Origin of the sequence: Bacillus vallismortis, assembly GCF_040784915.1 — a bacterium.
Lineage (GTDB): Bacteria > Bacillota > Bacilli > Bacillales > Bacillaceae > Bacillus > Bacillus subtilis_G.
This window is the reverse complement of sequence record NZ_CP160797.1, coordinates 2,754,800-2,778,406: the sequence shown is the minus strand read 5'-3', so window position 1 is coordinate 2,778,406 and position 23,607 is coordinate 2,754,800. Positions and strand designations below refer to the sequence as shown.

Annotated in this window: 26 protein-coding genes; 23 read left to right on the top strand and 3 right to left on the bottom strand. The window is 42.6% G+C overall.

The features are described from left to right. Nucleotides 1–7 precede the first annotated feature (7 nt). From ruvX to ABZM97_RS13635, 11 genes are all read left to right on the top strand, one after another. Nucleotides 8–424, top strand: a complete 417-nt coding sequence (ruvX, locus tag ABZM97_RS13685; protein ID WP_087992262.1) for a Holliday junction resolvase RuvX — start codon at nucleotides 8–10, stop codon at nucleotides 422–424. 17 nt (nucleotides 425–441) lie between these two features. Continuing rightward, the gene (locus ABZM97_RS13680; protein WP_087992261.1) at nucleotides 442–723 is read left to right on the top strand and encodes a DUF1292 domain-containing protein; all 282 of its coding nucleotides are present in this window, start codon (nucleotides 442–444) and stop codon (nucleotides 721–723) included. Between the two features lie 135 nt (nucleotides 724–858). Next, nucleotides 859–1,941 (top strand): endolytic transglycosylase MltG, encoded by a 1,083-nt coding sequence (mltG, locus tag ABZM97_RS13675; protein ID WP_202327081.1) that lies wholly within the window; start codon nucleotides 859–861, stop codon nucleotides 1,939–1,941. 152 nt (nucleotides 1,942–2,093) lie between these two features. Then, nucleotides 2,094–2,747 (top strand): O-methyltransferase, encoded by a 654-nt coding sequence (locus ABZM97_RS13670; RefSeq protein WP_087992259.1) that lies wholly within the window; start codon nucleotides 2,094–2,096, stop codon nucleotides 2,745–2,747. A gap of 5 nt (nucleotides 2,748–2,752) precedes the next feature. Next, on the top strand, nucleotides 2,753–3,682 hold the full coding sequence (locus ABZM97_RS13665; protein ID WP_087992258.1) for a peptidase U32 family protein: 930 nt from the start codon (nucleotides 2,753–2,755) through the stop codon (nucleotides 3,680–3,682). 18 nt (nucleotides 3,683–3,700) lie between these two features. Further along, nucleotides 3,701–4,969: a U32 family peptidase gene (locus ABZM97_RS13660; protein WP_087992257.1), complete on the top strand. Its 1,269-nt coding sequence runs from the start codon at nucleotides 3,701–3,703 to the stop codon at nucleotides 4,967–4,969. 6 nt (nucleotides 4,970–4,975) lie between these two features. Next, nucleotides 4,976–5,611, top strand: coding sequence for a uridine kinase (gene udk / locus ABZM97_RS13655; protein ID WP_003225916.1), 636 nt, complete (start codon nucleotides 4,976–4,978; stop codon nucleotides 5,609–5,611). 250 nt (nucleotides 5,612–5,861) lie between these two features. Beyond that, nucleotides 5,862–6,335: a transcription elongation factor GreA gene (greA, locus tag ABZM97_RS13650; RefSeq protein WP_087992256.1), complete on the top strand. Its 474-nt coding sequence runs from the start codon at nucleotides 5,862–5,864 to the stop codon at nucleotides 6,333–6,335. A gap of 53 nt (nucleotides 6,336–6,388) precedes the next feature. Beyond that, complete coding sequence (locus ABZM97_RS13645) at nucleotides 6,389–8,143, top strand: penicillin-binding protein 2 (RefSeq protein WP_202327083.1); 1,755 nt, start codon at nucleotides 6,389–6,391, stop codon at nucleotides 8,141–8,143. Between the two features lie 64 nt (nucleotides 8,144–8,207). Then, nucleotides 8,208–8,915, top strand: a complete 708-nt coding sequence (locus ABZM97_RS13640) for a YrrS family protein (protein ID WP_087992254.1) — start codon at nucleotides 8,208–8,210, stop codon at nucleotides 8,913–8,915. 102 nt (nucleotides 8,916–9,017) lie between these two features. Beyond that, on the top strand, nucleotides 9,018–9,188 hold the full coding sequence (locus ABZM97_RS13635; RefSeq protein WP_202327085.1) for a hypothetical protein: 171 nt from the start codon (nucleotides 9,018–9,020) through the stop codon (nucleotides 9,186–9,188). Nucleotides 9,189–9,205: 17 nt separating this feature from the next. Here the strand turns inward: ABZM97_RS13635 and ABZM97_RS13630 are convergent, their stop codons facing one another. Next, nucleotides 9,206–9,409 carry a YrzA family protein gene (locus ABZM97_RS13630; protein ID WP_003225924.1) on the bottom strand — a complete coding sequence of 68 codons (204 nt, stop codon included), beginning with the start codon at nucleotides 9,407–9,409 and terminating at the stop codon, nucleotides 9,206–9,208. Nucleotides 9,410–9,600: 191 nt separating this feature from the next. On the opposite strand from ABZM97_RS13630, the gene ABZM97_RS13625 reads away from it, so the two are divergent. The 7 genes from ABZM97_RS13625 to ABZM97_RS13595 all read left to right on the top strand — a co-directional run bounded on the left by ABZM97_RS13625 (nucleotide 9,601) and on the right by ABZM97_RS13595 (nucleotide 15,843). After that, nucleotides 9,601–10,242: a class I SAM-dependent methyltransferase gene (locus tag ABZM97_RS13625; protein ID WP_075748112.1), complete on the top strand. Its 642-nt coding sequence runs from the start codon at nucleotides 9,601–9,603 to the stop codon at nucleotides 10,240–10,242. A 20-nt stretch (nucleotides 10,243–10,262) separates the two neighbouring features. Beyond that, a complete protein-coding gene (mtnN, locus tag ABZM97_RS13620; protein WP_087992253.1) occupies nucleotides 10,263–10,958 on the top strand; it encodes a 5'-methylthioadenosine/S-adenosylhomocysteine nucleosidase in 696 nt (231 codons plus the stop codon). Between the two features lie 61 nt (nucleotides 10,959–11,019). Beyond that, nucleotides 11,020–11,943, top strand: coding sequence for an O-acetylserine dependent cystathionine beta-synthase (locus tag ABZM97_RS13615; protein WP_087992252.1), 924 nt, complete (start codon nucleotides 11,020–11,022; stop codon nucleotides 11,941–11,943). Between the two features lies 1 nt (nucleotide 11,944). Beyond that, complete coding sequence (locus ABZM97_RS13610; protein WP_253268451.1) at nucleotides 11,945–13,084, top strand: bifunctional cystathionine gamma-lyase/homocysteine desulfhydrase; 1,140 nt, start codon at nucleotides 11,945–11,947, stop codon at nucleotides 13,082–13,084. 82 nt (nucleotides 13,085–13,166) lie between these two features. Then, the gene (locus ABZM97_RS13605) at nucleotides 13,167–13,397 is read left to right on the top strand and encodes a YrhC family protein (RefSeq protein ID WP_253268450.1); all 231 of its coding nucleotides are present in this window, start codon (nucleotides 13,167–13,169) and stop codon (nucleotides 13,395–13,397) included. A gap of 396 nt (nucleotides 13,398–13,793) precedes the next feature. Continuing rightward, nucleotides 13,794–14,729: a cation diffusion facilitator family transporter gene (locus ABZM97_RS13600; protein ID WP_253268449.1), complete on the top strand. Its 936-nt coding sequence runs from the start codon at nucleotides 13,794–13,796 to the stop codon at nucleotides 14,727–14,729. 76 nt (nucleotides 14,730–14,805) lie between these two features. Continuing rightward, the gene (locus ABZM97_RS13595) at nucleotides 14,806–15,843 is read left to right on the top strand and encodes an NAD(P)/FAD-dependent oxidoreductase (RefSeq protein ID WP_253268448.1); all 1,038 of its coding nucleotides are present in this window, start codon (nucleotides 14,806–14,808) and stop codon (nucleotides 15,841–15,843) included. Between the two features lie 878 nt (nucleotides 15,844–16,721). Here ABZM97_RS13595 and ABZM97_RS13590 read toward each other — a convergent pair. Together ABZM97_RS13590 and fdhF are read right to left on the bottom strand one after the other, a co-directional pair. Then, entirely contained in the window at nucleotides 16,722–17,204 is a 483-nt protein-coding gene (locus ABZM97_RS13590) for a DUF1641 domain-containing protein (protein ID WP_075748125.1), read from the bottom strand. An 18-nt stretch (nucleotides 17,205–17,222) separates the two neighbouring features. After that, the gene (gene fdhF / locus ABZM97_RS13585; protein ID WP_367386880.1) at nucleotides 17,223–20,165 is read right to left on the bottom strand and encodes a formate dehydrogenase subunit alpha; all 2,943 of its coding nucleotides are present in this window, start codon (nucleotides 20,163–20,165) and stop codon (nucleotides 17,223–17,225) included. A gap of 314 nt (nucleotides 20,166–20,479) precedes the next feature. Between fdhF and ABZM97_RS13580 the strand changes: the two genes are divergently transcribed. From ABZM97_RS13580 to ABZM97_RS13560, 5 genes are all read left to right on the top strand, one after another. Then, nucleotides 20,480–20,848, top strand: a complete 369-nt coding sequence (locus ABZM97_RS13580) for a DUF2294 domain-containing protein (RefSeq protein WP_024714924.1) — start codon at nucleotides 20,480–20,482, stop codon at nucleotides 20,846–20,848. 261 nt (nucleotides 20,849–21,109) lie between these two features. Beyond that, complete coding sequence (locus ABZM97_RS13575; RefSeq protein WP_087992460.1) at nucleotides 21,110–21,910, top strand: formate/nitrite transporter family protein; 801 nt, start codon at nucleotides 21,110–21,112, stop codon at nucleotides 21,908–21,910. Between the two features lie 394 nt (nucleotides 21,911–22,304). Next, on the top strand, nucleotides 22,305–22,454 hold the full coding sequence (locus tag ABZM97_RS13570) for a YrzI family small protein (protein WP_087992248.1): 150 nt from the start codon (nucleotides 22,305–22,307) through the stop codon (nucleotides 22,452–22,454). Nucleotides 22,455–22,611: 157 nt separating this feature from the next. After that, a complete protein-coding gene (locus ABZM97_RS13565) occupies nucleotides 22,612–22,770 on the top strand; it encodes a hypothetical protein (protein WP_141113409.1) in 159 nt (52 codons plus the stop codon). Between the two features lie 178 nt (nucleotides 22,771–22,948). Next, a complete protein-coding gene (locus ABZM97_RS13560; RefSeq protein WP_301272139.1) occupies nucleotides 22,949–23,500 on the top strand; it encodes a class I SAM-dependent methyltransferase in 552 nt (183 codons plus the stop codon). Nucleotides 23,501–23,607: the final 107 nt, after the last annotated feature.

The following is a 23,607-nucleotide window of genomic DNA, read 5'->3' as shown; positions in this document are numbered from 1 at the left end:
AAAAAGTATGAGAATATTAGGACTCGATTTAGGAACCAAAACACTCGGTGTTGCTCTGAGCGACGAAATGGGCTGGACTGCTCAGGGCATTGAGACCATAAAGATCAATGAAGCTGAAGGCGATTATGGTTTTTCCCGTTTATCTGATCTGATTCAGGAGTATACTATAGATAAAATCGTGCTCGGCTTTCCTAAGAATATGAACGGAACAGTCGGCCCGAGAGGCGAAGCCAGCCAAACATTTGCGAAAATGCTTGAAACAACGTACAATGTTCCTGTTGTGCTGTGGGACGAGCGTCTTACCACAATGGCGGCTGAAAAAATGCTGATTGCCGCTGATGTCAGCAGGCAAAAACGAAAAAAAGTCATTGATAAAATGGCGGCTGTTATGATTTTGCAAGGATATCTTGACAGCTTAAATTAAAGCCAGGGGTGAAGAAAATGGAACACGGCGAAAATAATATTACAATTGTTGACGATCAAGGAAATGAACAGCTTTGTGAAGTGCTGTTTACATTTGAAAACGAAGAGTTTGGGAAGTCTTATGTGCTGTACTACCCAATGGAAGCAAAAGATGATGAAGAAGTAGAAATTCTTGCTTCCAGCTTCACGCCAAACGAAGGCAGTGAAAACGGTGAGCTACATCCGATCGAAACTGACGAAGAATGGGATATGATTGAAGAAACCCTTAACACATTCTTAGCGGACGAAGACGAAGAATAAAACACCGCGCCAAAGCCGGAGCCATACTGCTCCGGCTTTTTTTATGCTGTATAAGGCCTCTTTCACCCTTGTTTTGTAATAAATTGCCGAAATCCAATGAATCATGTAGTATAAGAGCTGATGGGAGGAGACCTAATGTATATCAATCAGCAAAAAAAATCATTCTTCAATAAAAAAAGAATCATACTGTCTTCCATTATAGTGCTGCTTCTCATCATTGGCGGGGCATTTTTATATGGGAAAACATTGCTTGAACCTGTTGAAAAAGACAGTGAAACGACAGTTAACATCAACATTCCGAGCGGCTCGTCTGTTTCGGCCATCGCATCGATATTGAAGAAAAACGATGTCATAAAAAGCGAGAAGGCATTTCAGTATTATGTCAAATATAAAGGCGCTTCCGGGTTTCAGGCGGGATTCTACCATTTGAATAAAGGAATGGATGTAGATGCCATTATTCATAAGCTGACGAGCGGGGCTACAGGCTATGCATTTCAAATTACGGCAACTGAGGGAGCGCAGCTGACACAAATCGCGGCCGCTATTGCTGATGAAACGAAATACTCTAAAAAACAAGTCATGGCGAAGCTGGACGATGAAACATTTATCAATCAGCTGAAGAAAGAATTCCCGGACACTATTACAAACGATGTTTTCAATAAAAACATTAAGCATCCGCTGGAAGGGTACCTATTCCCGGCTACATACCCTTTTCATGATCCAGACACGTCACTTGAAGACATCATCACGGCAATGGTTAAACAGACAAATTCTTATGTCGAAACATACAAAGCAGAAATGAAGAAAAATAACCTTTCCGTGCATAAGCTGCTGACGATGGCTTCTTTGATTGAAGAAGAAGCGACTGAAAAAGTCGATCGCCATAAAATTGCGAGCGTCTTTTATAACCGTCTGAAGAAGAACATGCCGCTCCAAACAGATCCGACCGTGCTGTACGCGGCAGGCAAGCATAAAGATCGTGTTCTTTATAAGGATTTGGAAATCGATTCACCGTACAATACGTATAAAAACCCGGGATTGACGCCAGGACCGATTGCCAACGCCGGCATGTCGTCATGGGAGGCGGCGTTGCATCCAGATCAAACGGACTATCTGTACTTCTTGGCTAAATCAAGTGGTGAGGTTGTATTTACAAAAACGTTAAAAGAGCATAATAAAGCAAAAGAAAAATACATTTTCTCAAAAAATGAGCAATAAAAGGGGAGCAAAAAGCTCTCCTTTTATTCGCTTTCCGCAAGGTTTTATGATAAAATATATCGGGTTGTTTACCGATGTATCATGACGTATTCAGAGAGTGTCCTGTGTAAAAAGACGGGGGCACTCCTTTTTAGAACGGGAGGCTGTTTGTAGTGACTGACCGGTATGAACAAATAAATGACTATATAGAAGCATTATTGAAGCCTCGGCCGGAAAACGTGAAGAAGCTTGAAGCATATGCAGATGAACATCATGTCCCAATTATGGAAAAAGCGGGCATGGCGGTGCTGCTTCAAATTTTGTCTGTGAAACAGCCGAAAAAAATACTAGAAATCGGAACGGCCATTGGTTATTCCGCCATTCGTATGGCGCTGGAGCTGCCGTCTGCCGAAATATATACAATTGAACGCAATGAGAAACGGCATGAAGAAGCGGTAAACAATATCAAGGAGTTTCAGCTTGATGACCGGATTCATGTTTTTTACGGAGACGCGCTTGAATTAGCCGCCGCCGTTCATGTAACCGCGCCTTACGATGTTATTTTTATTGACGCTGCAAAAGGTCAGTATCAAAACTTTTTTCATTTATATGAACCGATGCTTTCGCCGGACGGGGTGATTATAACAGACAATGTGCTGTTTAAAGGTCTGGTGGCAGAGGATTACAGCAAAATAGAACCGAAAAGAAGGCGCAGGCTGATAGCAAAAATTGATGAATATAATCATTGGCTGATGAATCATCCGGATTATCAAACTGCGATTATTCCAGTCGGGGACGGACTTGCGATTAGTAAAAAGAAGAGGTGAACGTCATGAAAAAACCAGAGCTCTTAGTAACGCCGACGAGTACGGCGGACATTTTGCCGCTGATACAGGCGGGGGCAACTGCGTTTTTAGTTGGGGAACAGAGATACGGCTTGAGATTAGCCGGGGAATTTTCTCGTGAAGATGTAACAAAAGCTGTAGAGATCGCTCACAAAGAAGGGGCAAAAGTATACGTTGCTGTAAATGCCATTTTCCATAACGATAAAGTGGGAGAGCTTGGCGAATATCTGGCTTATTTAGCGGAAACCGGTGTCGATGCAGCCGTGTTTGGCGATCCTGCCGTGCTTATGGCTGCTCGTGAATCTGCGCCTGACCTGAAGCTTCATTGGAGCACAGAAACGACAGGCACCAACTACTATACATGCAACTACTGGGGACGCAAAGGCGCGGCGCGTTCTGTGCTTGCCAGAGAGTTAAACATGGACAGTATGGTGGAGATCAAAGAAAACGCCGAAGTCGAAATTGAAATCCAGGTGCATGGAATGACGTGCATGTTCCAATCGAAGCGTTCTTTGATTGGAAACTATTTTGAATACCAAGGCAAAGTCATGGACATTGAAGGAAAGAAAAAGGAATCGGGCATGTTTTTGCACGATAAAGAACGTGACAATAAATATCCGATTTTCGAAGATGAAAACGGCACGCACATCATGAGCCCGAACGATGTGTGCATCATTGATGAGCTCGAAGAATTGATAGATGCCGGCATTGATTCTTTCCAAATCGACGGTGTCCTGAAAACGTCTGAATACTTAATAGAAGTCACCAAAATGTACAGAGAAGCCATTGATCTGTGTGTGGAAAACCGTGACGAATATGAAGCGAAAAAAGAAGACTGGATCGAACGCATTGAAAGCATCCAGCCAGTAAACAGAAAAATCGATACCGGATTCTTCTTCAAAGAAACGGTTTATTAATCAAAAGGAGGTTAAGCTATGACTGCCGTAAATGATAAGATATCCAAAATTGTCAATGGTAAGCGTGTGATTACGAAAAAGCCCGAGCTTCTCGCACCCGCGGGTAATCTTGAAAAGCTGAAAATTGCTGTTCATTACGGAGCGGACGCGGTCTTTATCGGAGGACAGGAATACGGTCTGCGCTCGAATGCCGATAACTTTACGATCGAAGAAATTGCAGAAGGCGTAGAATTCGCGAAACAATATGGCGCAAAGATTTACGTGACGACGAATATTTTCGCCCATAATGAAAACATGGACGGGCTAGAGGAATATTTAAAAGCGCTTGGAGACGCCAACGTCGCCGGCATCATTGTGGCAGATCCGCTTATTATCGAAACATGCCGCAGAGTGGCGCCGAATGTTGAGGTTCACTTGAGCACGCAGCAGTCTCTTTCAAACTGGAAGGCTGTCCAGTTCTGGAAGGAAGAAGGCCTTGACCGCGTTGTGCTTGCACGTGAAACAAGCGCTCTCGAAATCAGAGAAATGAAAGAAAAGGTAGATATCGAAATCGAATCCTTTATTCACGGCGCGATGTGTATCGCATATTCCGGCCGCTGCGTGTTGAGCAATCACATGACAGCGCGGGATTCCAACCGCGGAGGCTGCTGCCAGTCATGCCGCTGGGATTATGATCTGTATCAAACAGACGGTGCCAACGCCGTCGCTTTGTATGGTGGAGAAGATGCGCCATTTGCAATGAGCCCTAAAGATTTGAAACTGATTGAATCCATTCCGAAAATGATCGAAATGGGCATCGACAGCTTAAAGATTGAAGGACGCATGAAGTCAATTCACTATGTAGCGACAGTTGTCAGCGTATACCGCAAAGTCATTGACGCTTATTGCGCTGATCCGGATCACTTTGTGATTCAAAAAGAATGGCTGGAAGAGCTTGATAAGTGCGCCAACCGGGACACTGCGACAGCTTTCTTTGAAGGAACGCCAGGCTATGAAGAGCAAATGTTCGGCGAGCACGCCAAAAAAACGACGTTTGATTTTGTCGGCTTGGTACTGAATTATGACGAAGACACACAAATGGTCACGCTTCAGCAGCGTAATTTCTTCAAAAAAGGCGACGAAGTGGAATTTTTCGGTCCGGAAATTGAAAACTTTACACATACGATTGAAGCCATTTGGGACGAAGACGGAAATGAGCTAGATGCTGCCCGCCATCCCCTGCAAATTGTCAAATTCAAACTAGACAAAAAGATTTATCCGAGCAACATGATGAGAAAGGGGAAGTAACAACCCATGGGTAAGAATCCAGTAGTCATTGGAATCGCAGGAGGTTCCGGTTCAGGAAAAACGAGTGTCACACGGTCCATTTATGAACAATTTAAAGGGCACTCGATTTTAATGATCCAGCAAGACCTTTATTATAAAGACCAAAGCCATCTTCCATTTGAAGAAAGGCTGAACACAAACTATGATCATCCGCTTGCGTTTGATAATGACTATTTAATCGAGCATATTCAAGATCTATTGAATTACCGCCCGATTGAAAAGCCGATTTACGACTATAAGCTTCACACACGTTCAGAAGAAACGGTTCACGTAGAGCCAAAGGATGTTATTATCCTTGAAGGCATTCTTGTTCTTGAAGACAAAAGACTCCGTGATCTGATGGATATCAAGCTTTACGTGGATACAGATGCTGACTTGCGTATCATCAGACGGATTATGAGAGATATTAATGAGCGCGGCCGCTCTATTGATTCTGTCATTGAACAATATGTGTCAGTTGTCCGCCCGATGCATAACCAATTCGTTGAACCGACAAAACGATACGCTGATATTATTATCCCGGAAGGCGGACAGAATCACGTCGCAATTGATCTGATGGTCACGAAAATACAGACCATCCTTGAACAAAACGCGATTTTGTAATACCATAGCATAGACATAAATAACTCTGACCATATTATGTATAGGCAGGAAGGGGATGTGCGAATTCCCTTCTTTCCCTGTTTATAAACGCGAAATATTTGCAGAACGACAAGATTCAGTTTAAGATAAACAGTACCTATATGGGAGAGAAGAACGAGGACTGCCCTGTGTTCTCATTCTTGTATTTTTTAGTTTATGCTCTCATACATAATCGAAGATGTTGAGGGACAACCAGAAGGAGTGAAGGGACATGGCACAAGAGAAAGTTTTTCCTATGACTGAAGAAGGAAAACAAAAACTTGAACAAGAATTGGAATATTTGAAAACGGTTAAACGAAAAGAAGTAGTAGAGCGCATCAAAATTGCGAGAAGTTTCGGAGACCTTTCCGAGAACTCTGAATACGATTCAGCAAAAGAAGAGCAGGCATTCGTAGAGGGCCGTGTAACGACTCTGGAAAATATGATCCGCAACGCGAAAATCATTGAAGATGACGGCGGCTCTAACGATGTCGGTTTGGGTAAAACGGTCACTTTCGTCGAATTGCCTGACGGTGAAGAAGAATCATATACAATCGTTGGAAGCGCTGAAGCTGATCCGTTTGAAGGGAAAATCTCAAACGACTCACCGATCGCAAAAAGCCTGCTGGGCAAAAAAGTCGATGATGAAGTCACAGTTCAAACACCGGGCGGAGAAATGCTCGTGAAAATTGTGAAAATTTCATAATATCCGTTTAGCGGATAAACACCTCGTCCACAATGTGGGTGAGGTGTTTTTTTATGAAGATATCGAAACGAATGAAGCTGGCAGTCATCGCTTTTTTGATCGTATTTTTTTTGCTGTTGCTGCGGCTGGCGGAAATCCAGCTGTTTTTCACCGAATCATTTTCTAAAAAGAAAATCAATTTGATCCAGGAAAGTGTGAAACAGCGGACGGAGGAAGTGCTCATTTCTGACGGAAGAGGTTCCTTTTTAGATCGAAACGGGCAGGCGCTGACCGGCAAAAGCGAGCCTGCAGTTGTTTTGTTCCCTTTTCTGCTGACGCAGGATTGGCCGATCAAAAAAGTTGCGGACATCATCGGCATGTCTGAAGATGAATTGCACCAGACACTCACAAAAGCGAAAAAACCGGTCATTTTGCATCAAAGGAAAATCAAAACACTTTCGAAACAATCCATTACAAAAATCAATTCTTTGAAATATCCCGGCATTTACGGCGTATATATGGAGAATGAAGACAAGCCAAGCCTTGCTTCACATACGATAGGAAACACAAATCAAGATCCGGCGCTTCTCCGGAAGAAATATCCGGACCAGAAGAACCTCCCGATTACAACGAAAATCGGAACAACCGGTTTAGAACGGACATTTGATGAGTTTTTGCTTCCAGAACAAGATACAAAACTTTTATATCATGTGGACGGAAGAGGAAATCCTTTGTTTGGCATGGACGTCAAATATACTGCTGAAGCCAATACGTTTTATCCGCTTCAGGTCAAAACAACGATCGATCAAAGCATTCAAAAAGCGATGGAGGAGGTATTGGATGAACAGGGGCTGAAAAAAGGAGGAGCTGTGCTGCTGGACATCGAAAATAGCAGTGTTCTGGGAATTGTAAGCAAACCGAATGCGGATGTGTCCCGGCAAAACACGCTTCAAAATTACATGCTGACGCCAATCTATCCCGGTTCTGTTTTTAAAACAGTCATTGCCGCAGCTGCAATCGAAAATGATACGGTGAAGCCGAGTCAAACCTTTAATTGCAATTTAAACCTGTATGGGGAACCGGGCGACGACAAAGGAACCTTGTCTTTTGATGAAAGTTTTGCCCAGAGCTGCAATTACACATTTACGAGTCTTGCAGAACAATTAATGAAAAAAGACAGCTCGGTTATTGAAGATATGGCAGAAAAGCTGGCTCTCACAGATCGCGCAGGCTGGGAAGGAAAACTGTATCACGAATCAAATTTCCGTCAGTTGTATAATGAAAAAAGCGGCGTGGTTTGGGGGGATGAAAAAGACAAATCAGTCAAAAAAGCCATTGCGCAAACAGCGATCGGGCAGAAAAATGTGAAGGTAACGCCACTCGAGGTAGCCAATATGATGGCGGCCATCGCCCGCGGCGGAGAAAAGCGGCAGGTGAAAATCGCTGAACAAATTGAATATAAAAACGGCACAACGCTCGCCAAGTTTAAAGATCAGAAGCTCAGCGGAGAAACGATAGACAAATATACGGCACAACAGCTTCAAAAAATGCTGCGGCGGGTGGTGGAATCTCCTTCCGGAACGGGCAGAAGGTTTCAGGATCTTCCGTATACTGTAGCAGGGAAGTCAGGCACAGCCCAGACAGGCAAGCTTTCAAAAGAGCAAAAAGCACTCTATGAAAAATGGTTTGCCGGATATTTTCCGGCGGATAAGCCGAAATACGCTCTTGTCGTTTTACACATGGATACGCCGGGGGATAAGGCTCTGACAAATTCCGTGTTTTATGATATTGTTAAAAAAGTACACGAAATTGAAATCAATCAGAAATAGAACAACTTCTCAGCACATGGTAAAATATATGCTGAGCCAAGAGGGGTAAAGGAGTGCAGAATTATTGAGCAATAATCAATCTCGTTATGAAAACCGTGATAAGCGCAGGAAAACTAATTTAGTGCTTAACATTTTAATTGCAATCGTATCCATACTAATCGTCGTGGTAGCAGCTAATCTCTTCATTAACAGTCCTTCTAGCAAAGATGTCAGCAAGGATTCTGAAACGGCGCAAAAACAAGAATCTCCGGCTTCAGGAAAGACGGAAAAGAAATCGGATGAGGATATAAAAGACAGCAAGAAAGATACATCTGACAGCGAAAAGGATGCTGAGAAGTCTTCTGATTCAGACTCAGATTCGAAAAAAGATGATTCTTCTAAAGGTGATGACTCTGATTCCGATTCAGACTCAAGCTCAGATTCAGGTGACCCGCTTAAAGACGCAAAAGTAACAGAAGGCGGCTCATCAAGCGATGTAGAAAAAACGTATGTAAATTCTGATTGGAAAGCAGTCGGAACTGAGCAGACGGGCGAACATGCCGCCACTTATGACTCAAGCTCACAAGACTGGGCTGAGATGCTGAAAGCTATTTCATATGCAACCGGTGTTTCAAAAGATAACATGACGGTGCTCTGGCTCGGGAATAACGGCAGCCCTCAGGATGCCAAAGGCAAGGTTTTAGACAAGACGACCGGAGATAAATATCAAGTCACGATTACATGGGTTGATGACAAAGGCTGGAAGCCGACAAAAGTAGAAAAACTAAAATAAACAAAGCAGCCGGTCTAGAGCCGGCTGCTCAGATTGTTGACAAAAAGCTAAAATGGTGTTCATTTTAGCTTTTTGTCATTTTTTCAGCGTGATTGAAAACCCTTGAAGTCTAGGAAGGACGAGCATCGAAGCAGACTTCCGCAGGATGCGGTGACAGCGGCGTTTGAGCAGGACGCTCAGCTTTTAGCCGCTGATCTTTTCTCAAGTGAGCATCGACGCGCAGGCCTGACAACGAATGCGAGGGTTTGTCGACACGGTGAACAGCCGGTTTAGAGCCGGCTGCGTTTGTTTTAGGCTTCAGCTGCGAAATGAACAACCGCGCTGTACAATATTCTACCGTCTGCCACAGCGGTCTGGTGTGAAACAGACTTCACCCGGAGCATGATGGCTTTATTGTTTTCAATTTGTGTATTGATTTTCTTTTCAAGCTCCTGCAATGAAGCCGCTTCGAAAAATTCCACTTTGTCTTTTATCAAATCTAATTGAAAATTCATCTCTCGGCCCTCCTACTTTCACAAGTCATATGAAGTATAAGCTTTTTTGCCGTAAACGCGCAATATCGTTGGCATAAAATACACAAAGTGTTTTAGTACCTCCTTTTCAGAAGATGTGGTATGATAGGAACTGTTCCATCATTAATTCATAGTATGCTTATAGGAATTATAAAATATGGAGTGTGACAAATATGGGACGTGAATTTATCCCTCTTTTTGAAGATTGGGCAGCAACTTATGATCAAACAGTACAAGGTTTTGATATTCAGTATAAAGAAGCATTCAGAGGCTACGATGATATCCTTGATGCCATCGTCAGCAGGTCTGGAACACATGTGTTAGAATTTGGCCCGGGGACAGGGAATTTGACAGCCAAGCTGCTGGATGCGGGCAAATCTGTATTTGGAATCGAACCGTCTCCCGCCATGCGAAAATTGGCTTCTGACAAGCTTTCAGGCAGGGCGGAATTCGTTGACGGAGACTTCCTGACATTTCCCGAGCCGCCATTTCATGCTGACACAATTGTCAGTTCATATGCTTTTCATCATTTGACCGATGAAGAAAAGCGGGCTGCAATAAAGCAATATGGCAAATACCTTCACTTGCATGATAAAATAGTGTTTGCCGATACCGTCTTTAAAGATGCGCAAGCGTATCAACAGGCTATCGATAAAGCCCGTTCTCAAGGCTTCTATCAGCTTGCAAATGATTTAGAGACAGAGCATTATCCCACATTGGATGCGCTGAAAGAGATGTTTACAGCTGAAGGTTTTGCAGTCCAATTCACTCAGCAAAACGACTTCGTGTGGATAATGGAGGCGATCAAACGGTAAAGTGAAGGGAATGTGAATAGATGAAACTAGCAGTCATCGGAGCAATGGAAGAGGAAGTTACCATCCTAAGAAGCAAACTTGAAAATGCAAAAACAGAAACAATCGCACACTGTGAATTTACAACAGGTGAATATGAAGGAACCGAAGTGATTCTTTTAAAATCTGGAATTGGAAAAGTAAATGCTGCCATCAGCACAACGCTTTTGCTTGACCGATATAAGCCCAATTATGTGATTAACACAGGCTCAGCGGGCGGATTTCATCATACACTGAATGTAGGAGATGTCGTCATTTCAACTGACGTTCGCCATCATGATGTAGATGTAACGGCCTTTGACTATGAATACGGCCAGGTTCCGGGTCTTCCGGCTGCTTATGCAGCAGACGAAAAGCTGATCAGCATCACTGAAGAAGCGATTTCTGAACTTGACGGCATTCAGGTTGCAAAAGGAACGATCGCAACAGGTGATTCTTTTATGAACGATCCGAAGCGGGTTGAAGAAGTGCGTGCGAGATTTTCTGAGCTGTATGCGGTTGAAATGGAGGCTGCGGCAGTGGCTCAGGTGTGTCATCAATTTAAAACGCCGTTTGTCGTCATCAGAGCTTTATCTGATATCGCTGGAAAAGAATCACATGTATCATTTGACCAATTTTTAGAGCAGGCCGCTGTCAATTCCACAGAGCTTGTGTTAAAAGTGATCAAACGAATTCATTAAACGGGGGAGAGTTCTCCTCCGTTTTCCCTAAAAACAACCTCTATCAAGGAGGAGGACATATATGACTGTTATTACGGACATTACCGAGCTGATTGGGAATACACCGCTTCTCCGCCTGAAGAACTTTGATGTTCCAGACGGGGTCGCAGTGTATGCCAAGCTTGAAATGATGAATCCCGGCGGAAGCATCAAAGACAGACTGGGAGATATGCTGATCCGTGACGCTTTGGATTCGGGCAAAGTAAAGCCCGGCGGAGTGATTATAGAAGCTACGGCAGGAAATACAGGAATCGGCCTTGCGCTGAGTGCCAGAAAATATGGATTACAAGCAATTTTCTGTGTCCCTGAACATTTCAGCACAGAGAAACAGCAAATTATGCAAGCGCTTGGCGCATCGATCATCCATACACCGCGTCAAGACGGAATGCAGGGAGCCATTCAAAAAGCCATTCAGCTGGAGACTGAAATTGAAAATTCTTATTGCGTTTTGCAATTTAAAAACCAAGTAAATCCATCGACTTACTATAAAACGCTTGGGCCTGAAATTTGGGAAGCGCTTGACGGCAATATTCATACGTTTGTCGCAGGGGCAGGATCAGGAGGCACATTCGCAGGAACAGCTTTCTTCTTAAAAGAAAAAAACCCAGCAGTTAAAACAGTGATTGTCGAACCGGAGGGCTCCATTTTAAACGGAGGAGAGCCTCACGCTCATAAAACAGAAGGCATCGGCATGGAGTTTATCCCCGATTATATGAATAAAAGCCATTTTGATGAGATCTACACCGTAACAGATGAGAATGCGTTTAGACTTGTAAAAGAAGCGGCGGAAAAAGAAGGACTGCTGATCGGTAGCTCTTCAGGTGCAGCGCTTTATGCAGCATTGGAGGAAGCGAAAAAAGCATCCGCAGGAACAAACATTGTCACGGTATTCCCTGACAGCAGTGATCGATATATCAGCAAACAAATTTACGAAGGAGGCATCTGATATGAAGAAAAAAACTTTGATGATACACGGCGGAATCACAGGTGATGAGAAAACAGGCGCAGTGTCCGTGCCTATTTATCAAGTGAGTACGTACAAGCAGCCAAAAGCAGGGCAGCATACCGGCTATGAGTATTCAAGAACGGCCAATCCGACAAGGGCCGCTCTCGAAGCGCTTGTGACAGAGCTGGAAGGCGGGGAAGCAGGCTATGCGTTCAGTTCAGGAATGGCTGCCATTACAGCGGTTATGATGCTGTTTAACAGCGGAGATCATGTCGTGTTGACCGATGATGTGTATGGCGGAACATACCGCGTGATGACAAAGGTACTTAATCGTCTTGGCATTGAATCCACATTTGTCGATACAAGCAGCAGAGAAGAAGTTGAAAAAGCGATTCGCCCTAACACAAAAGCCATTTATATTGAAACACCGACAAACCCGCTGCTCAAAATCACCGACTTGGCGCTCATGGCTGATATCGCAAAAAAAGAGGATATTCTGCAGATTGTAGACAATACCTTTAACACTCCTTATTTTCAGCAGCCGCTTGCTTTAGGCGCTGACATCGTGCTTCACAGTGCGACAAAATATCTTGGCGGACACAGTGACGTCGTCGGCGGTTTAGTTGTGACCGCATCGAAAGAGCTTGGGGAAGAGCTGCATTTTGTGCAAAACTCCACAGGCGGCGTTCTTGGCCCTCAAGATTCCTGGCTGTTAATGAGAGGAATTAAAACATTGGGTCTCAGAATGGAAGCGATCGATCAAAATGCGCGGAAAATCGCGAGTTTTCTTGAGAATCACCCTGCTGTCCAAACGTTATATTATCCTGGTTCTTCAAATCATCCCGGACATGAGCTTGCAAAAACGCAAGGGTCTGGCTTCGGCGGCATGATCTCTTTTGATATCGGCAGTGAAGAGAAGGTTGATGCATTTTTAGGAAATCTGAAATTGTTTACCATTGCTGAAAGCCTCGGCGCGGTAGAAAGCTTAATTTCTGTTCCGGCAAGAATGACACATGCCTCTATTCCGAGAGAACGCCGGCTTGAACTCGGTATTACGGATGGCTTAATCAGAATTTCTGTAGGAATTGAAGATGCAGAAGATTTGCTGGAAGATATTGAGCAAGCGCTTAAAAATATATAACAAATGGATACAATTACTTTCTCTGTAAGCCGCCAGATTATATTATAATAGTCGTATACTACGAATCTGGCAGGTGATTCATTTGAATAAAAATAGAATGAAATCTTTAAAAGAAGATTACAAGCATTTCGCTTTTACATTGCTTGCAGTCAGCACTTTTTTATATATAGGCGCAGTTCTCCCCGATCAAGGCTTAACCTTAGGCCAAAAATCGATGATGCTTTTAGCGGATTGCGTATTTTTAGTCGGTGCCTTCTTTTGCGTAGATCGTTCATTGATTTACAAGAAGCGTTTGGAAGAAGCTGACGAATAAAAAACAGCCATCATCCATAGATGGCGGTATGCCAAGGAACAGTGAAACTGATGAACGGCTTGGCTTATCAAAAAACAACAGACAATGAAGAAGCAAAAGATAAAGAAATGAAGTTAGAGGAGTAAACCGTGTGTTTGCTCCTCTTTTTTCTGTTAATATAAGGTGATATTCAATATGCGTACATAAATGAACAAGATGCTGTTATACTTCGGAATGATCAGAGGGTGATTGGAAATTTTATAATAAAACTATTTTGACTTTTTGTTAAAAATGCTTTACATTAGTATATGAGCACATGATCATATATAAGATGTGTATCATGTTAGAATGCTTATTAACAGATAAGAAATAATAAATGCGTATGTATTAAGAAGCTTTAGGTAAGGAGGAGATTTTATGGGGCACAATCACACTGAAGGATCCAATAAAAAGGTTTTATTGATCTCTTTTATCATCATTACAGGTTATATGATGATAGAAGCTATAGGCGGATTTTTAACAAATAGTCTGGCGCTTTTATCAGATGCTGGCCATATGCTAAGTGATTCAATCTCATTAATGGTTGCCCTGATTGCTTTTACATTAGCTGAAAAAAAGGCAAGTCACAATAAGACATTTGGCTATAAACGATTTGAGATTCTTGCCGCTGTGATAAACGGTATTGCATTAATTCTTATTTCTCTTTATATCATTTATGAAGCAATCGAACGTTTCTCTCATCCACCAGAAGTATCAACGACTGGCATGCTTACGATTAGTATTATCGGGTTAGTCGTGAATATATTGGTCGCATGGATTATGCTGAGAGGCGGAGATACAGAGAATAATCTGAACATAAGAGGAGCTTATTTGCATGTAATAAGCGATATGCTCGGCTCTGTAGGTGCCATTCTAGCTGCCATACTTATCATTTTCTTTGGGTGGGGCTGGGCAGATCCATTGGCTAGTGTCATTGTGGCTATTCTTGTTCTAAGAAGCGGTTACCATGTGACTAAAGATTCCATTCATGTATTAATGGAAGGGACCCCAGAAAATATCGATGTCACTGACATCATTCATACAATTGAAAAGACAGAAGGAATTCAAAGCATTCATGATTTACACATATGGTCTATTACAAGCGGATTAAACGCTCTTTCTTGCCACGCTGTTATTGACGATCAACTGACCATTTCAGAAAGTGAAAGTATTTTGCGCAAAATTGAACATGATCTTGAGCATAAAGGCATTACGCATGTAACCATTCAGATGGAAACAGCAGCTCATCATCACGACAATTCGATCCTTTGTCAGGCCAAAATTGAAAAGCGGCGTGACCACCATCATCATTAGACAGATTTATGTCTACTAAATTAAAAGGCATTATAGCTAGTCTATCTCTCGTGAAAAAAATCGGCGGGGTGAGTATATGTACGACACAATAGTAATCGGAGCTGGCCAGGCAGGAATTTCAATTGGATATTATCTTAAGCAGTCCAAGCAAAAGTTTATCATTTTGGATAAAAGTGATGAGGTGGGGGAAAGCTGGAAAGAGCGATATGACTCATTAGTTTTATTTACTTCTCGAATGTATAGTTCTTTGCCTGGAATGCATCTTGAAGGAGAAAAACATGGATTTCCTTCAAAAGAAGAAATTGTTGCTTATCTAAAGAAATATGTTGAAAGATTTGACATTCCAATCCAATTACGGACAGAAGTGATAAGTGTCCTAAAATTAAAGAATCATTTCTTAATAAAAACAAATCAGGAAGAATATCAAGCGAAAAATCTTGTCGTTGCTGCAGGTCCTTTTCACATCCCTAATATTCCATCAGTATCAAAGGATTTAGCCGATCATATTCATCAATTACACTCATCGCAATATAAGCATCCAAAACAACTGGTACCTGGAAATGCACTAGTTGTTGGCGGCGGGAATAGCGGTGCTCAGATAGCTGTTGAATTATCCAAAGAAAGAGTTACATATTTAGCATGTCGTAATCAATTAATTTATTTCCCTTTAGTGATTGGAAAAAGAAGCATCTTTTGGTGGTTTGATAAATTAGGAGTTTTACATGCAAGCAATACATCAATATTAGGCAAATTCATTCAAAAGAAAGGCGATCCTATTTTTGGGTATGAATTAAAACATGCAATAAAACAGAAGGAAATCATCTTAAAAAAAAGAGTCATATCGGGAAAGCAAAATAAAGTCATTTTTGAAGATTCATCTACATTAGAAGTAAACAATATTATTTGGGCTACCGGTTTTAGGAATCCTCTTTGTTGGATGAAAATAGAAGGTGTTTTGGATAAAGAAGGCCGAATCATACATCATAGAGGTGTTTCACCTGTAGAGGGATTGTACTTTATTGGTTTGCCTTGGCAGTATAGGCGAGGTTCAGCGCTCCTTCAAGGTGTAGGGAATGATGCTGAATACATTGCAAAACAAATGAACGCTAATTAAACTGAGCAGTAACTCACGTGTTACTGCTTATTTTTTTGTGTTGAATAAGTCTAGCTATGTTACTGTGTAAAGCCGCAAAAATATCGCTGTTGTATCTCTTGACTTATGAATAAGGGGAACTCTGGTTCTTGTGCAACCTTCCGCCGTACTTCCCGTGCTACATGTGTAGCGCGTAATGCTGCCTCTGAAATAGCTGAATTCATTACAGGATGATTGACGTCTGCCGATGACGCGATTGTTGACCAGATGCTCTTCGCAGGCCTGCTATAGCGCAAGGGAGTTTTTAGAAACGAATTCATGCAGCCTGCCAAAGTGGGGAATGAGAGTCCGTCGATGTCCGGAGGCTAAAAGCTCCGCTGTACCTAAGGCAGAATACACGTGATGACTCAATGGAGTACACAATATGAAGTTCACGCAATCCCTAGGTTTCTGGAAGGTATCTGAATTCTGAACTCATACCGCATCTCAGAACAAGAGCCCTGCTAAAAACTCTCAGGGGTTTCACCACTGTAGCCATTGGACTTGGAAGGAGGGGGAGTGTATTGGAATGTGGTGAATAGCAGATAAAAGGCTTCGTATATCATTATTTGCCTGACTTAAATCAGGGTGTTACCGAAATCCTTTTACTCACGCAGCAGCAGTGTTAACAAGCGTTCAGTTCTTTTCAACTTTTGATATGGGAAGTAACCATGAATGGATAAAGATTACTGAAATAGTGCGGGAGCATAAATAAAAAAATCCTTCCAACGTTCTCATTGAACGGAAGAAGGATTTTTTAATGCTCACCAATTGTACTCCGAAACAGGCGGGGAAACATAAAAAACAAGAAAATGAACGATATGAATCGTTATATAATCATCAGCGAGGGCTGTTTTTTATTATTTCTCTTGCAGTTCTTTTCCCATGCCTTTTAAAAACTGAAGGCCGAAGCCGACGGCTCTGTTGATATCAGGATCATTCATTGCTTTTAAAAGGTCGAAAATCCCGACTTTCTTGTCTTCTTTTAAAAAGCTTTGCGCCTGTTCAGTTCCAGCCATTACGCTTTCTAAAAGTTTTCCTGTAAACTCAGGATCTGCTTTTGTCAATGCGCCTCCAGCGGCCATCATTGTGTTGATGAGGTTGGTGACGGGCTCACGTGAAACCTGGCCGAGCGCAATTTTAGCAATGTCTTCCTTCGCCCTCAGCATACTTGTTGCCGCGTCAAAAATTCCAAGATCATTAAGTTCATTCATGATCGTCATTGTTTTAGAGACGGCATCCTCATTTTCCGCCAGCAGCTCTTTCAGTTCTTCTATTTTTTCAAGCTTCATTTGCTCAGCTGTTTTTGTTTCTTTTTTAATTGTCGTAATCGGAGCGGCCATTCGTTTTCCTCCTTTCGTTTAATCAGTCAGATGGACATAGCCTGGACGGTTCCATTTTCTTTCTGCTTCGACTCCGTTTTGCGGGTGCCGTTTTTTGTTGCGCGGATTTGTTTTCGGAAGCGGTGCTGTTTCACAGCCTCCAAGTATCTCCATGCGAACCTTTGTCTGTTTATAAGCAGGCGTGTTCGTCCGTTTATCAGCAGCAGGGCCCGTCAAGAAGTTAATCGCTGACTCCTTGTCGGTTGAGTTCATCGGCAGATAGAGTTCATTTTTCCGTACCCGGTCTGTGATCAGCGCGTTTAATTTGACTGCTCCGAACGGAGAAACGAGCCGGACAAGCGAACCGTCACAAACACCTCGCTCCTGTGCAAGCTCAGGCGAGATTTCAACGAATACATTCGGCACTTTTGCTTGGATGCCTTTTGATTTATTTGTCATGTTTCCTTCATGGAAATGCTCCAGCATCCGGCCATTATTGATATGAAGGTCATATTCTTCCGGAAATGCCGCTGGCTCAGTCCAATCAGAAAGTGCAAAGCGGGCTTTTTTGTCAGGGAAATTAAATCCGTCTTCATACAGAAGCGGTGTGCTTTCACCTGTAAAGCTGCCCCATAGGAAGCTGTTCCAGTCTTCAAGCACCTCATAGCTTGCTTTCCCAAACAGAGGAGAAAGGCTCGCCATTTCTGAGAAAATGTCACTTGGATGGCTGTAATTCCAGTTTGCTCCTAAGCGGTTTGCCACCTCTTGAATAATCCACCAGTCCGGTTTTGCGTCACCAAGTGTCGGAAGCGCCTGATACAATCGCTGCACGCGGCGTTCTGTATTGGTAAATGTCCCGTCTTTTTCAAGTGAAGGAGTGGCAGGCAAGACGACATCGGCATATTGCGCTGTTCTTGACAGGAAGATGTCCTGAACCACGAAGAAATCAAGGCTTGATAAAATATCATGCACATGGTTCGCGTTTGAATCGACAAGCGCCATATCTTCACCGACAAGATACATCGCCTTCATTTTTCCTTCTTCAATGGAATGAAGCATTTGAATATTATCTAAACCAGGTTTTCCTTCAATTTCGACACCGTAAGCTTCTTCAAATTTAGCGCGGGCTTTGTCATCAGTAATATGCTGATACCCCGGCAGCCAGCCAGGCAGTGTTCCCATATCGCAAGCGCCTTGTACGTTATTGTGTCCGCGCAGAGGATACGCGCCGGCACCAGGACGGCGATAGTTGCCCGTAGCGAGAAGCAGGTTTGAAATCGCTGCTGATGTATCAGAACCGCCTGTATTTTGTGTGACACCCATTCCCCAAAGGACACAAGTGCCATCAGCGTCACGAATCATTTCCGCCATTTCAATCATGTTTTCTTTTGAAAGGCCTGTGACGCGTTCCGCATAATCAAGCGTATAGGTTTTTAGCGTTTCTTTATAATCTTCAAAGTAATTCACGTTCTCATCAATAAATGCCTGATCGTGCCAGCCTTGGTCAATCATATATTTCGTAACGGCCATCAGCCAAACTTGGTCTGTGCCTTGTTTTGGGCTGATGAACAGATCAGACCGTTCAGCCATCTCATTTTTACGCAGGTCGGCAACAATCAGTTTTTGTCCATGAAGCTTGTGCGCCCGTTTGACACGTGTTGCAAGCACCGGATGTCCTTCCGCCGGATTGGCGCCGACAATGATGACGAGACCGGCTTTGGCAATATCTTTAATCGTTCCGGCATCACCGCCCATGCCGACAGTGCGGAACAATCCGTCTGTGGCAGGAGACTGGCAGTAACGTGAGCAGTTATCGACGTTGTTTGTCTCAAATACCTGACGCGCTAATTTTTGAATGGCATAGTTTTCTTCATTCGTGATTTTAGAAGAAGAAATAAATCCGACAGATCCGTTGCCGTACTGCTCCTTAATTGATCCTAATCTGCTTGCGACAAGATCCAGGGCTTCTTCCCAAGAAGATTCAACAAAAGCCCCGTTTTTACGGATTAAAGGCTTTGTGATCCGCTCTTCAGAATTGACGAAATCCCAGCCGAATTTCCCTTTGACACATGTAGAAATCGCGTTAACCGGAGCGTCAGAAACAGGCTGGATTTTTAAAATATCCCGTCCTTTTGTCCATACTTCAAAGGAACATCCGACACCGCAGAACGTACATACGGTTTTGGTTTTTTTCGTTCTCGTTTCACGCATTGCCGCTTCGACTTCAGAAATGGCAAAAATGCTGCCGTAATCGGGTTCAACGTTTTTCACGAGGTCAATCATCGGCTCCATGACATCCTCTTTGATGCCTGTCATAAAGCCAGCCTGCCCGAGCATTGATTTTTCCATCAGCGCATTACATGGGCATACTGTGACACACTGGCCGCAGCTGACACAAGAAGACTCATTGATCGGAACTCCCTCATCCCAAATCACGCGAGGACGTTCGCGTTCCCAGTCGATTGAGAGGGTTTCATTTACCTGAAGGTTTTGACATACCTCAACGCATTGGCCGCAGGCGATACATTGGTTTGGATCATAGCGGTAAAACGGATGAGACATATCAATCGCGCAAGACGGATCTTCTTTTGGCGTGTATGGGTATTTTTGATGCTCGATCCCCATCATTTCCGCTGTATTATGCAGCGTACAGTTCCCATTGTTATTATCGCAAACCGTACAATACAGCAAATGATTTTCAAGAAGGCGGTCCATCGCTTCGGTTTGTGCTTCTTTCACCCGATTTCCCGAAAGATCAATTGACATTCCATTTTCTGCGACAGTAGAGCATGAACGAACCAGCTTGCCGTTCGCCTCTACAATGCAAGTATCACAAGTTTGAAGCGGATCAACCTCTGGAACGTGGCAAATCTGCGGGTATTCAATCCCATTTTCATTTAAAATGTCTAAAATTGTGGCCCCTGCTCGTGCTTGAATTTCTGTTCCGTCTACACGGACACTGATCGACTTAACGTCCATCATATTCATATTCCCCTCCATCTTTCTTTCAAGAAGTCAAAAAAAGCCATGTATAGATACACCTGTCTTTCATTCTAAGAAGGTGTAAACACACATGGCGGAATAGTTCACTAGCAAGTCTTACTAACAGACCAATCCTTGATTTTTATAAACCGATAGACTCATAACAAGATCCTATTACAAATCCATCAACACTGCTTTTATTATAAAGTGATATTTATTATAATACAATATAGCAGGAAAATTTTAACCAAGTGAAATGTCCTGAGGGGAACCGGGAAAAGCCTTATGAGGCAATATCGGAAGGGGTAATCTGCATGTCTAAAAAAATTCATGAGTTCAATGATATTATTCGAAAACTTCGTAAAGAATTATTCGGCAAAGGGCCTGAACGAATTCATACTGTATTTGTAGAAAACATGGCAGTTTCAACACTATACGGAAATCTGAGTGCAAGCGAGCAGTTTATCGCCCGCACACCTGAAGGAAGAGAAATGGTACATGCGGCCCGGACAAGCCTGATTCAAGACCTTTATTCCAAACAAACGCCGGAGGGAATGGAAGAGCTGATTGGGGCTAAGCTAGTCCATTTGTTTTCTGATATAAAAATTGAGGAAAATATCGCTGTATCTGTGTTTGTCTTTGACCAAAAAATAGATGATCAAAAAGAAGCCCTGCAAAGCTAGCACATTTGTCATTGACACAAATTTGTCACATTTGATATGATGTGGCTACAGTTATAGAAGGCAAAAGCAATGGAATGTATGCACGAACTGTATATATTCTCTTTCAATATCTTAAATTCTGCTTGATATTGTTGTATGGGTATGCATACAAGTTAGGCAGCATTCAAACGCCTGGTTGACACAGGTTATTTGAGTGCTGCCTTTTTTTATTGCCTTTCTGCCATAACTGTGAGAAAAGAAGAAATAATGGAGGGTTTTAGTATGGCTTTTCGAAAACCGGATGAAATAGCGGATGCAGCAATTGAAGCAGGGATGAAAAAAGTAAAGCTTCCGCTGCCGTCTCTGCTTGTATTGGGGTTTTTAGGCGGCGCATTTATCGCGCTCGGGTACTTGCTTGATATCAGGGTAATCGGCGACCTGCCGAAAGAATGGGGAAGCCTTTCCAGCCTTATCGGGGCTGCCGTATTTCCTGTCGGTCTGATCCTTGTGGTGCTCGCTGGCGCTGAGTTGATCACAGGAAATATGATGTCCGTTGCGATGGCCTTATTTTCGAGAAAAATATCAGTAAAAGAATTGGCGGTTAACTGGGGAATCGTCACGATTATGAACCTAATCGGCGCATTGTTTGTTGCCTACTTTTTCGGGCATTTGGTTGGGTTGACTGAAACAGGCCCTTATTTAGAAAAAACGATCGCCGTTGCGCAAGGAAAGCTTGATATGAGCTTCGGCAAGGTTCTCATTTCCGGCATCGGCTGTAACTGGCTTGTATGTCTTGCGGTGTGGCTTTCTTTCGGCGCCCAAGACGGAGCAGGGAAAATCCTTGGCATTTGGTTCCCCATTATGGCTTTTGTTGCAATCGGATTTCAGCACGTTGTCGCCAACATGTTTGTGATTCCCGCTGCCATTTTTGCTGGCTCGTTCACGTGGGGGCAGTTTATCGGAAACATCATTCCGGCTTTTATCGGCAATGTCATCGGCGGAGCCGTGTTTGTCGGTCTCATTTATTTTATTGGATATCATAAGAAAGACCGCTCCAGAAAAGAAATGAAGCAGGTATCATGAATAAAGGGCAAATCCACTCGATGAAACGTACAAATTCAGTCCATTTTTAGAAAAAGATGTTTACAAAATGGAATTTGGTGGATATACTTACAAAGGAAGAAAAAAGCAAAGGAGGCTGAACAAAATGACAATGAGACAACGACGTCAACCTGTACGTGATACACAAGAAAAAATTCATGGTTCATTCAGCCTGTGGAAGAGTTCGTGTCCTTCCTTAACCGATGCTTATCGCACGCATTAAATTCGGAATAGACGGACATACGCAACTCCCCGCAGGCAGTAGAGGCATTGGTTTGGTGTCTTCTTTTGTCTGCGGTTTTTATTTGCCCGCGGCAGAAGAAATGATGCCGCGGGTTATTTCGCTTGAAGCGGACTTTGAAAGGGGGTGAGCGATATGACGATTAACCTATTCTTTTTAACGTTAACGATTAACAAACGGTTTAAAAACCCGGAAGAATTCGAACGAGAACAGCAGATTGAGCAGATTTATGATGAAATGAAAGAGTCTCAGTTAAAGCATCTTTATTTAACAAACTGGCGCTAAAAAGCAATGAATAAACTGAAGGGGGAGATGACATATGCTTAGAATGGAATTATTGATGCATTATACGATGGAGAAGGACCAAGTTTAGCGAAACAGCTGTCAAGAAAATGTCTGCCTGCATATGATAAATCAACGTTACGGTAAGGCAGGTGATGGCATGATGAACAATTATCAGAAAAGGCTGCCGTCGATTGGCCATGGTTATGCATCCATGCCGCATTCCTTCAAACATGGTTATGGAAATCCATTCCGTCAGCAGAGGCTGATGGCCATGCAGCAGCAAAGGTTGTATGTATTCCCTTATCATTGGCGCTAGAAAGAGGGCAGAAAACATTTGTTTTCTGCTTTTTTTGCGGAAAAAAATGAAAAAGTTCAGTTCTATTGAAACATTTTTAAACACATTGCCGTCTAGTTGATATCTTCATTCCCATTTGGAAATGAAGATGAGGTTTATTTTTCGAATATAATAAATAAACGTAGGAAACCAAAAGCAGGTGTTTAAAATGCTAGAAAATAGACTCTATAAACAATTGAATCTTTTGAAATTATTTTCTCGGAAATATAAGCAAACCAAAACAATTGAGCATATGATGATTGACTCTATAGACATACAAGAAAATGACAGAATTTTAGAAATTGGAATCGGAAATGCCACTGTTTTTAAGAACATAACCGAGAAACTAGAAAAGGGAAGCTTAAAAAGCATTGACCCTTCAAAGCGAAAGGTAAGGCAAATATCACACGCAAATCGAAAGAACATGGGGAAAGGGGAGATTTTTCATGGCTATCCCGAGAACATTCCCTTTGATGACCGTACCTTTAATAAAGTGTTTTCCTTACATACGGTTCAGAGCTGTACTGATATTAGGCTTGCATTAAGGGAAATTTACCGTGTGCTTCAAATTGACGGCCAATTTTACATCAATATTGATACAAATACCGGTGAGAAAGAGAACATGTATATTCAACTGCTGGAAGATCAGCATTTCAGGGATCTTTCTATCATCAGACGTGATTCCTGTCTTTGCATTGTGGCTGTTAAATAAAATCATTTCTCGGGAAATATATCCAGAGCCTTTATTTTGGGGATTGGGTATATTTTCTTAATTTTTTATTTTTTGCATATACTTTATATTAAAAAAAGTTTTTTTCA

Excerpts from the sequence above, each read along its gene's own strand:
- ABZM97_RS13565 (WP_141113409.1), top strand. The coding sequence starts at position 22,612 with ATGATGAACAATTATCAGAAAAGGCTGCCGTCGATTGGCCATGGTTAT.
- ABZM97_RS13595 (WP_253268448.1), top strand. The coding sequence starts at position 14,806 with ATGTACGACACAATAGTAATCGGAGCTGGCCAGGCAGGAATTTCAATT.
- mltG (WP_202327081.1), top strand. The coding sequence starts at position 859 with ATGTATATCAATCAGCAAAAAAAATCATTCTTCAATAAAAAAAGAATC.
- ABZM97_RS13570 (WP_087992248.1), top strand. The coding sequence starts at position 22,305 with ATGACGATTAACCTATTCTTTTTAACGTTAACGATTAACAAACGGTTT.
- mtnN (WP_087992253.1), top strand. The coding sequence starts at position 10,263 with ATGAAACTAGCAGTCATCGGAGCAATGGAAGAGGAAGTTACCATCCTA.
- ABZM97_RS13575 (WP_087992460.1), top strand. The coding sequence starts at position 21,110 with ATGGCTTTTCGAAAACCGGATGAAATAGCGGATGCAGCAATTGAAGCA.
- ABZM97_RS13625 (WP_075748112.1), top strand. The coding sequence starts at position 9,601 with ATGGGACGTGAATTTATCCCTCTTTTTGAAGATTGGGCAGCAACTTAT.
- ABZM97_RS13660 (WP_087992257.1), top strand. The coding sequence starts at position 3,701 with ATGACTGCCGTAAATGATAAGATATCCAAAATTGTCAATGGTAAGCGT.
- ABZM97_RS13590 (WP_075748125.1), bottom strand. The coding sequence starts at position 17,204 with ATGGCCGCTCCGATTACGACAATTAAAAAAGAAACAAAAACAGCTGAG.
- ABZM97_RS13645 (WP_202327083.1), top strand. The coding sequence starts at position 6,389 with ATGAAGATATCGAAACGAATGAAGCTGGCAGTCATCGCTTTTTTGATC.
- greA (WP_087992256.1), top strand. The coding sequence starts at position 5,862 with ATGGCACAAGAGAAAGTTTTTCCTATGACTGAAGAAGGAAAACAAAAA.
- fdhF (WP_367386880.1), bottom strand. The coding sequence starts at position 20,165 with ATGATGGACGTTAAGTCGATCAGTGTCCGTGTAGACGGAACAGAAATT.
- udk (WP_003225916.1), top strand. The coding sequence starts at position 4,976 with ATGGGTAAGAATCCAGTAGTCATTGGAATCGCAGGAGGTTCCGGTTCA.
- ABZM97_RS13610 (WP_253268451.1), top strand. The coding sequence starts at position 11,945 with ATGAAGAAAAAAACTTTGATGATACACGGCGGAATCACAGGTGATGAG.
- ruvX (WP_087992262.1), top strand. The coding sequence starts at position 8 with ATGAGAATATTAGGACTCGATTTAGGAACCAAAACACTCGGTGTTGCT.
- ABZM97_RS13580 (WP_024714924.1), top strand. The coding sequence starts at position 20,480 with ATGTCTAAAAAAATTCATGAGTTCAATGATATTATTCGAAAACTTCGT.
- ABZM97_RS13630 (WP_003225924.1), bottom strand. The coding sequence starts at position 9,409 with ATGAATTTTCAATTAGATTTGATAAAAGACAAAGTGGAATTTTTCGAA.
- ABZM97_RS13600 (WP_253268449.1), top strand. The coding sequence starts at position 13,794 with ATGGGGCACAATCACACTGAAGGATCCAATAAAAAGGTTTTATTGATC.
- ABZM97_RS13665 (WP_087992258.1), top strand. The coding sequence starts at position 2,753 with ATGAAAAAACCAGAGCTCTTAGTAACGCCGACGAGTACGGCGGACATT.
- ABZM97_RS13680 (WP_087992261.1), top strand. The coding sequence starts at position 442 with ATGGAACACGGCGAAAATAATATTACAATTGTTGACGATCAAGGAAAT.
- ABZM97_RS13615 (WP_087992252.1), top strand. The coding sequence starts at position 11,020 with ATGACTGTTATTACGGACATTACCGAGCTGATTGGGAATACACCGCTT.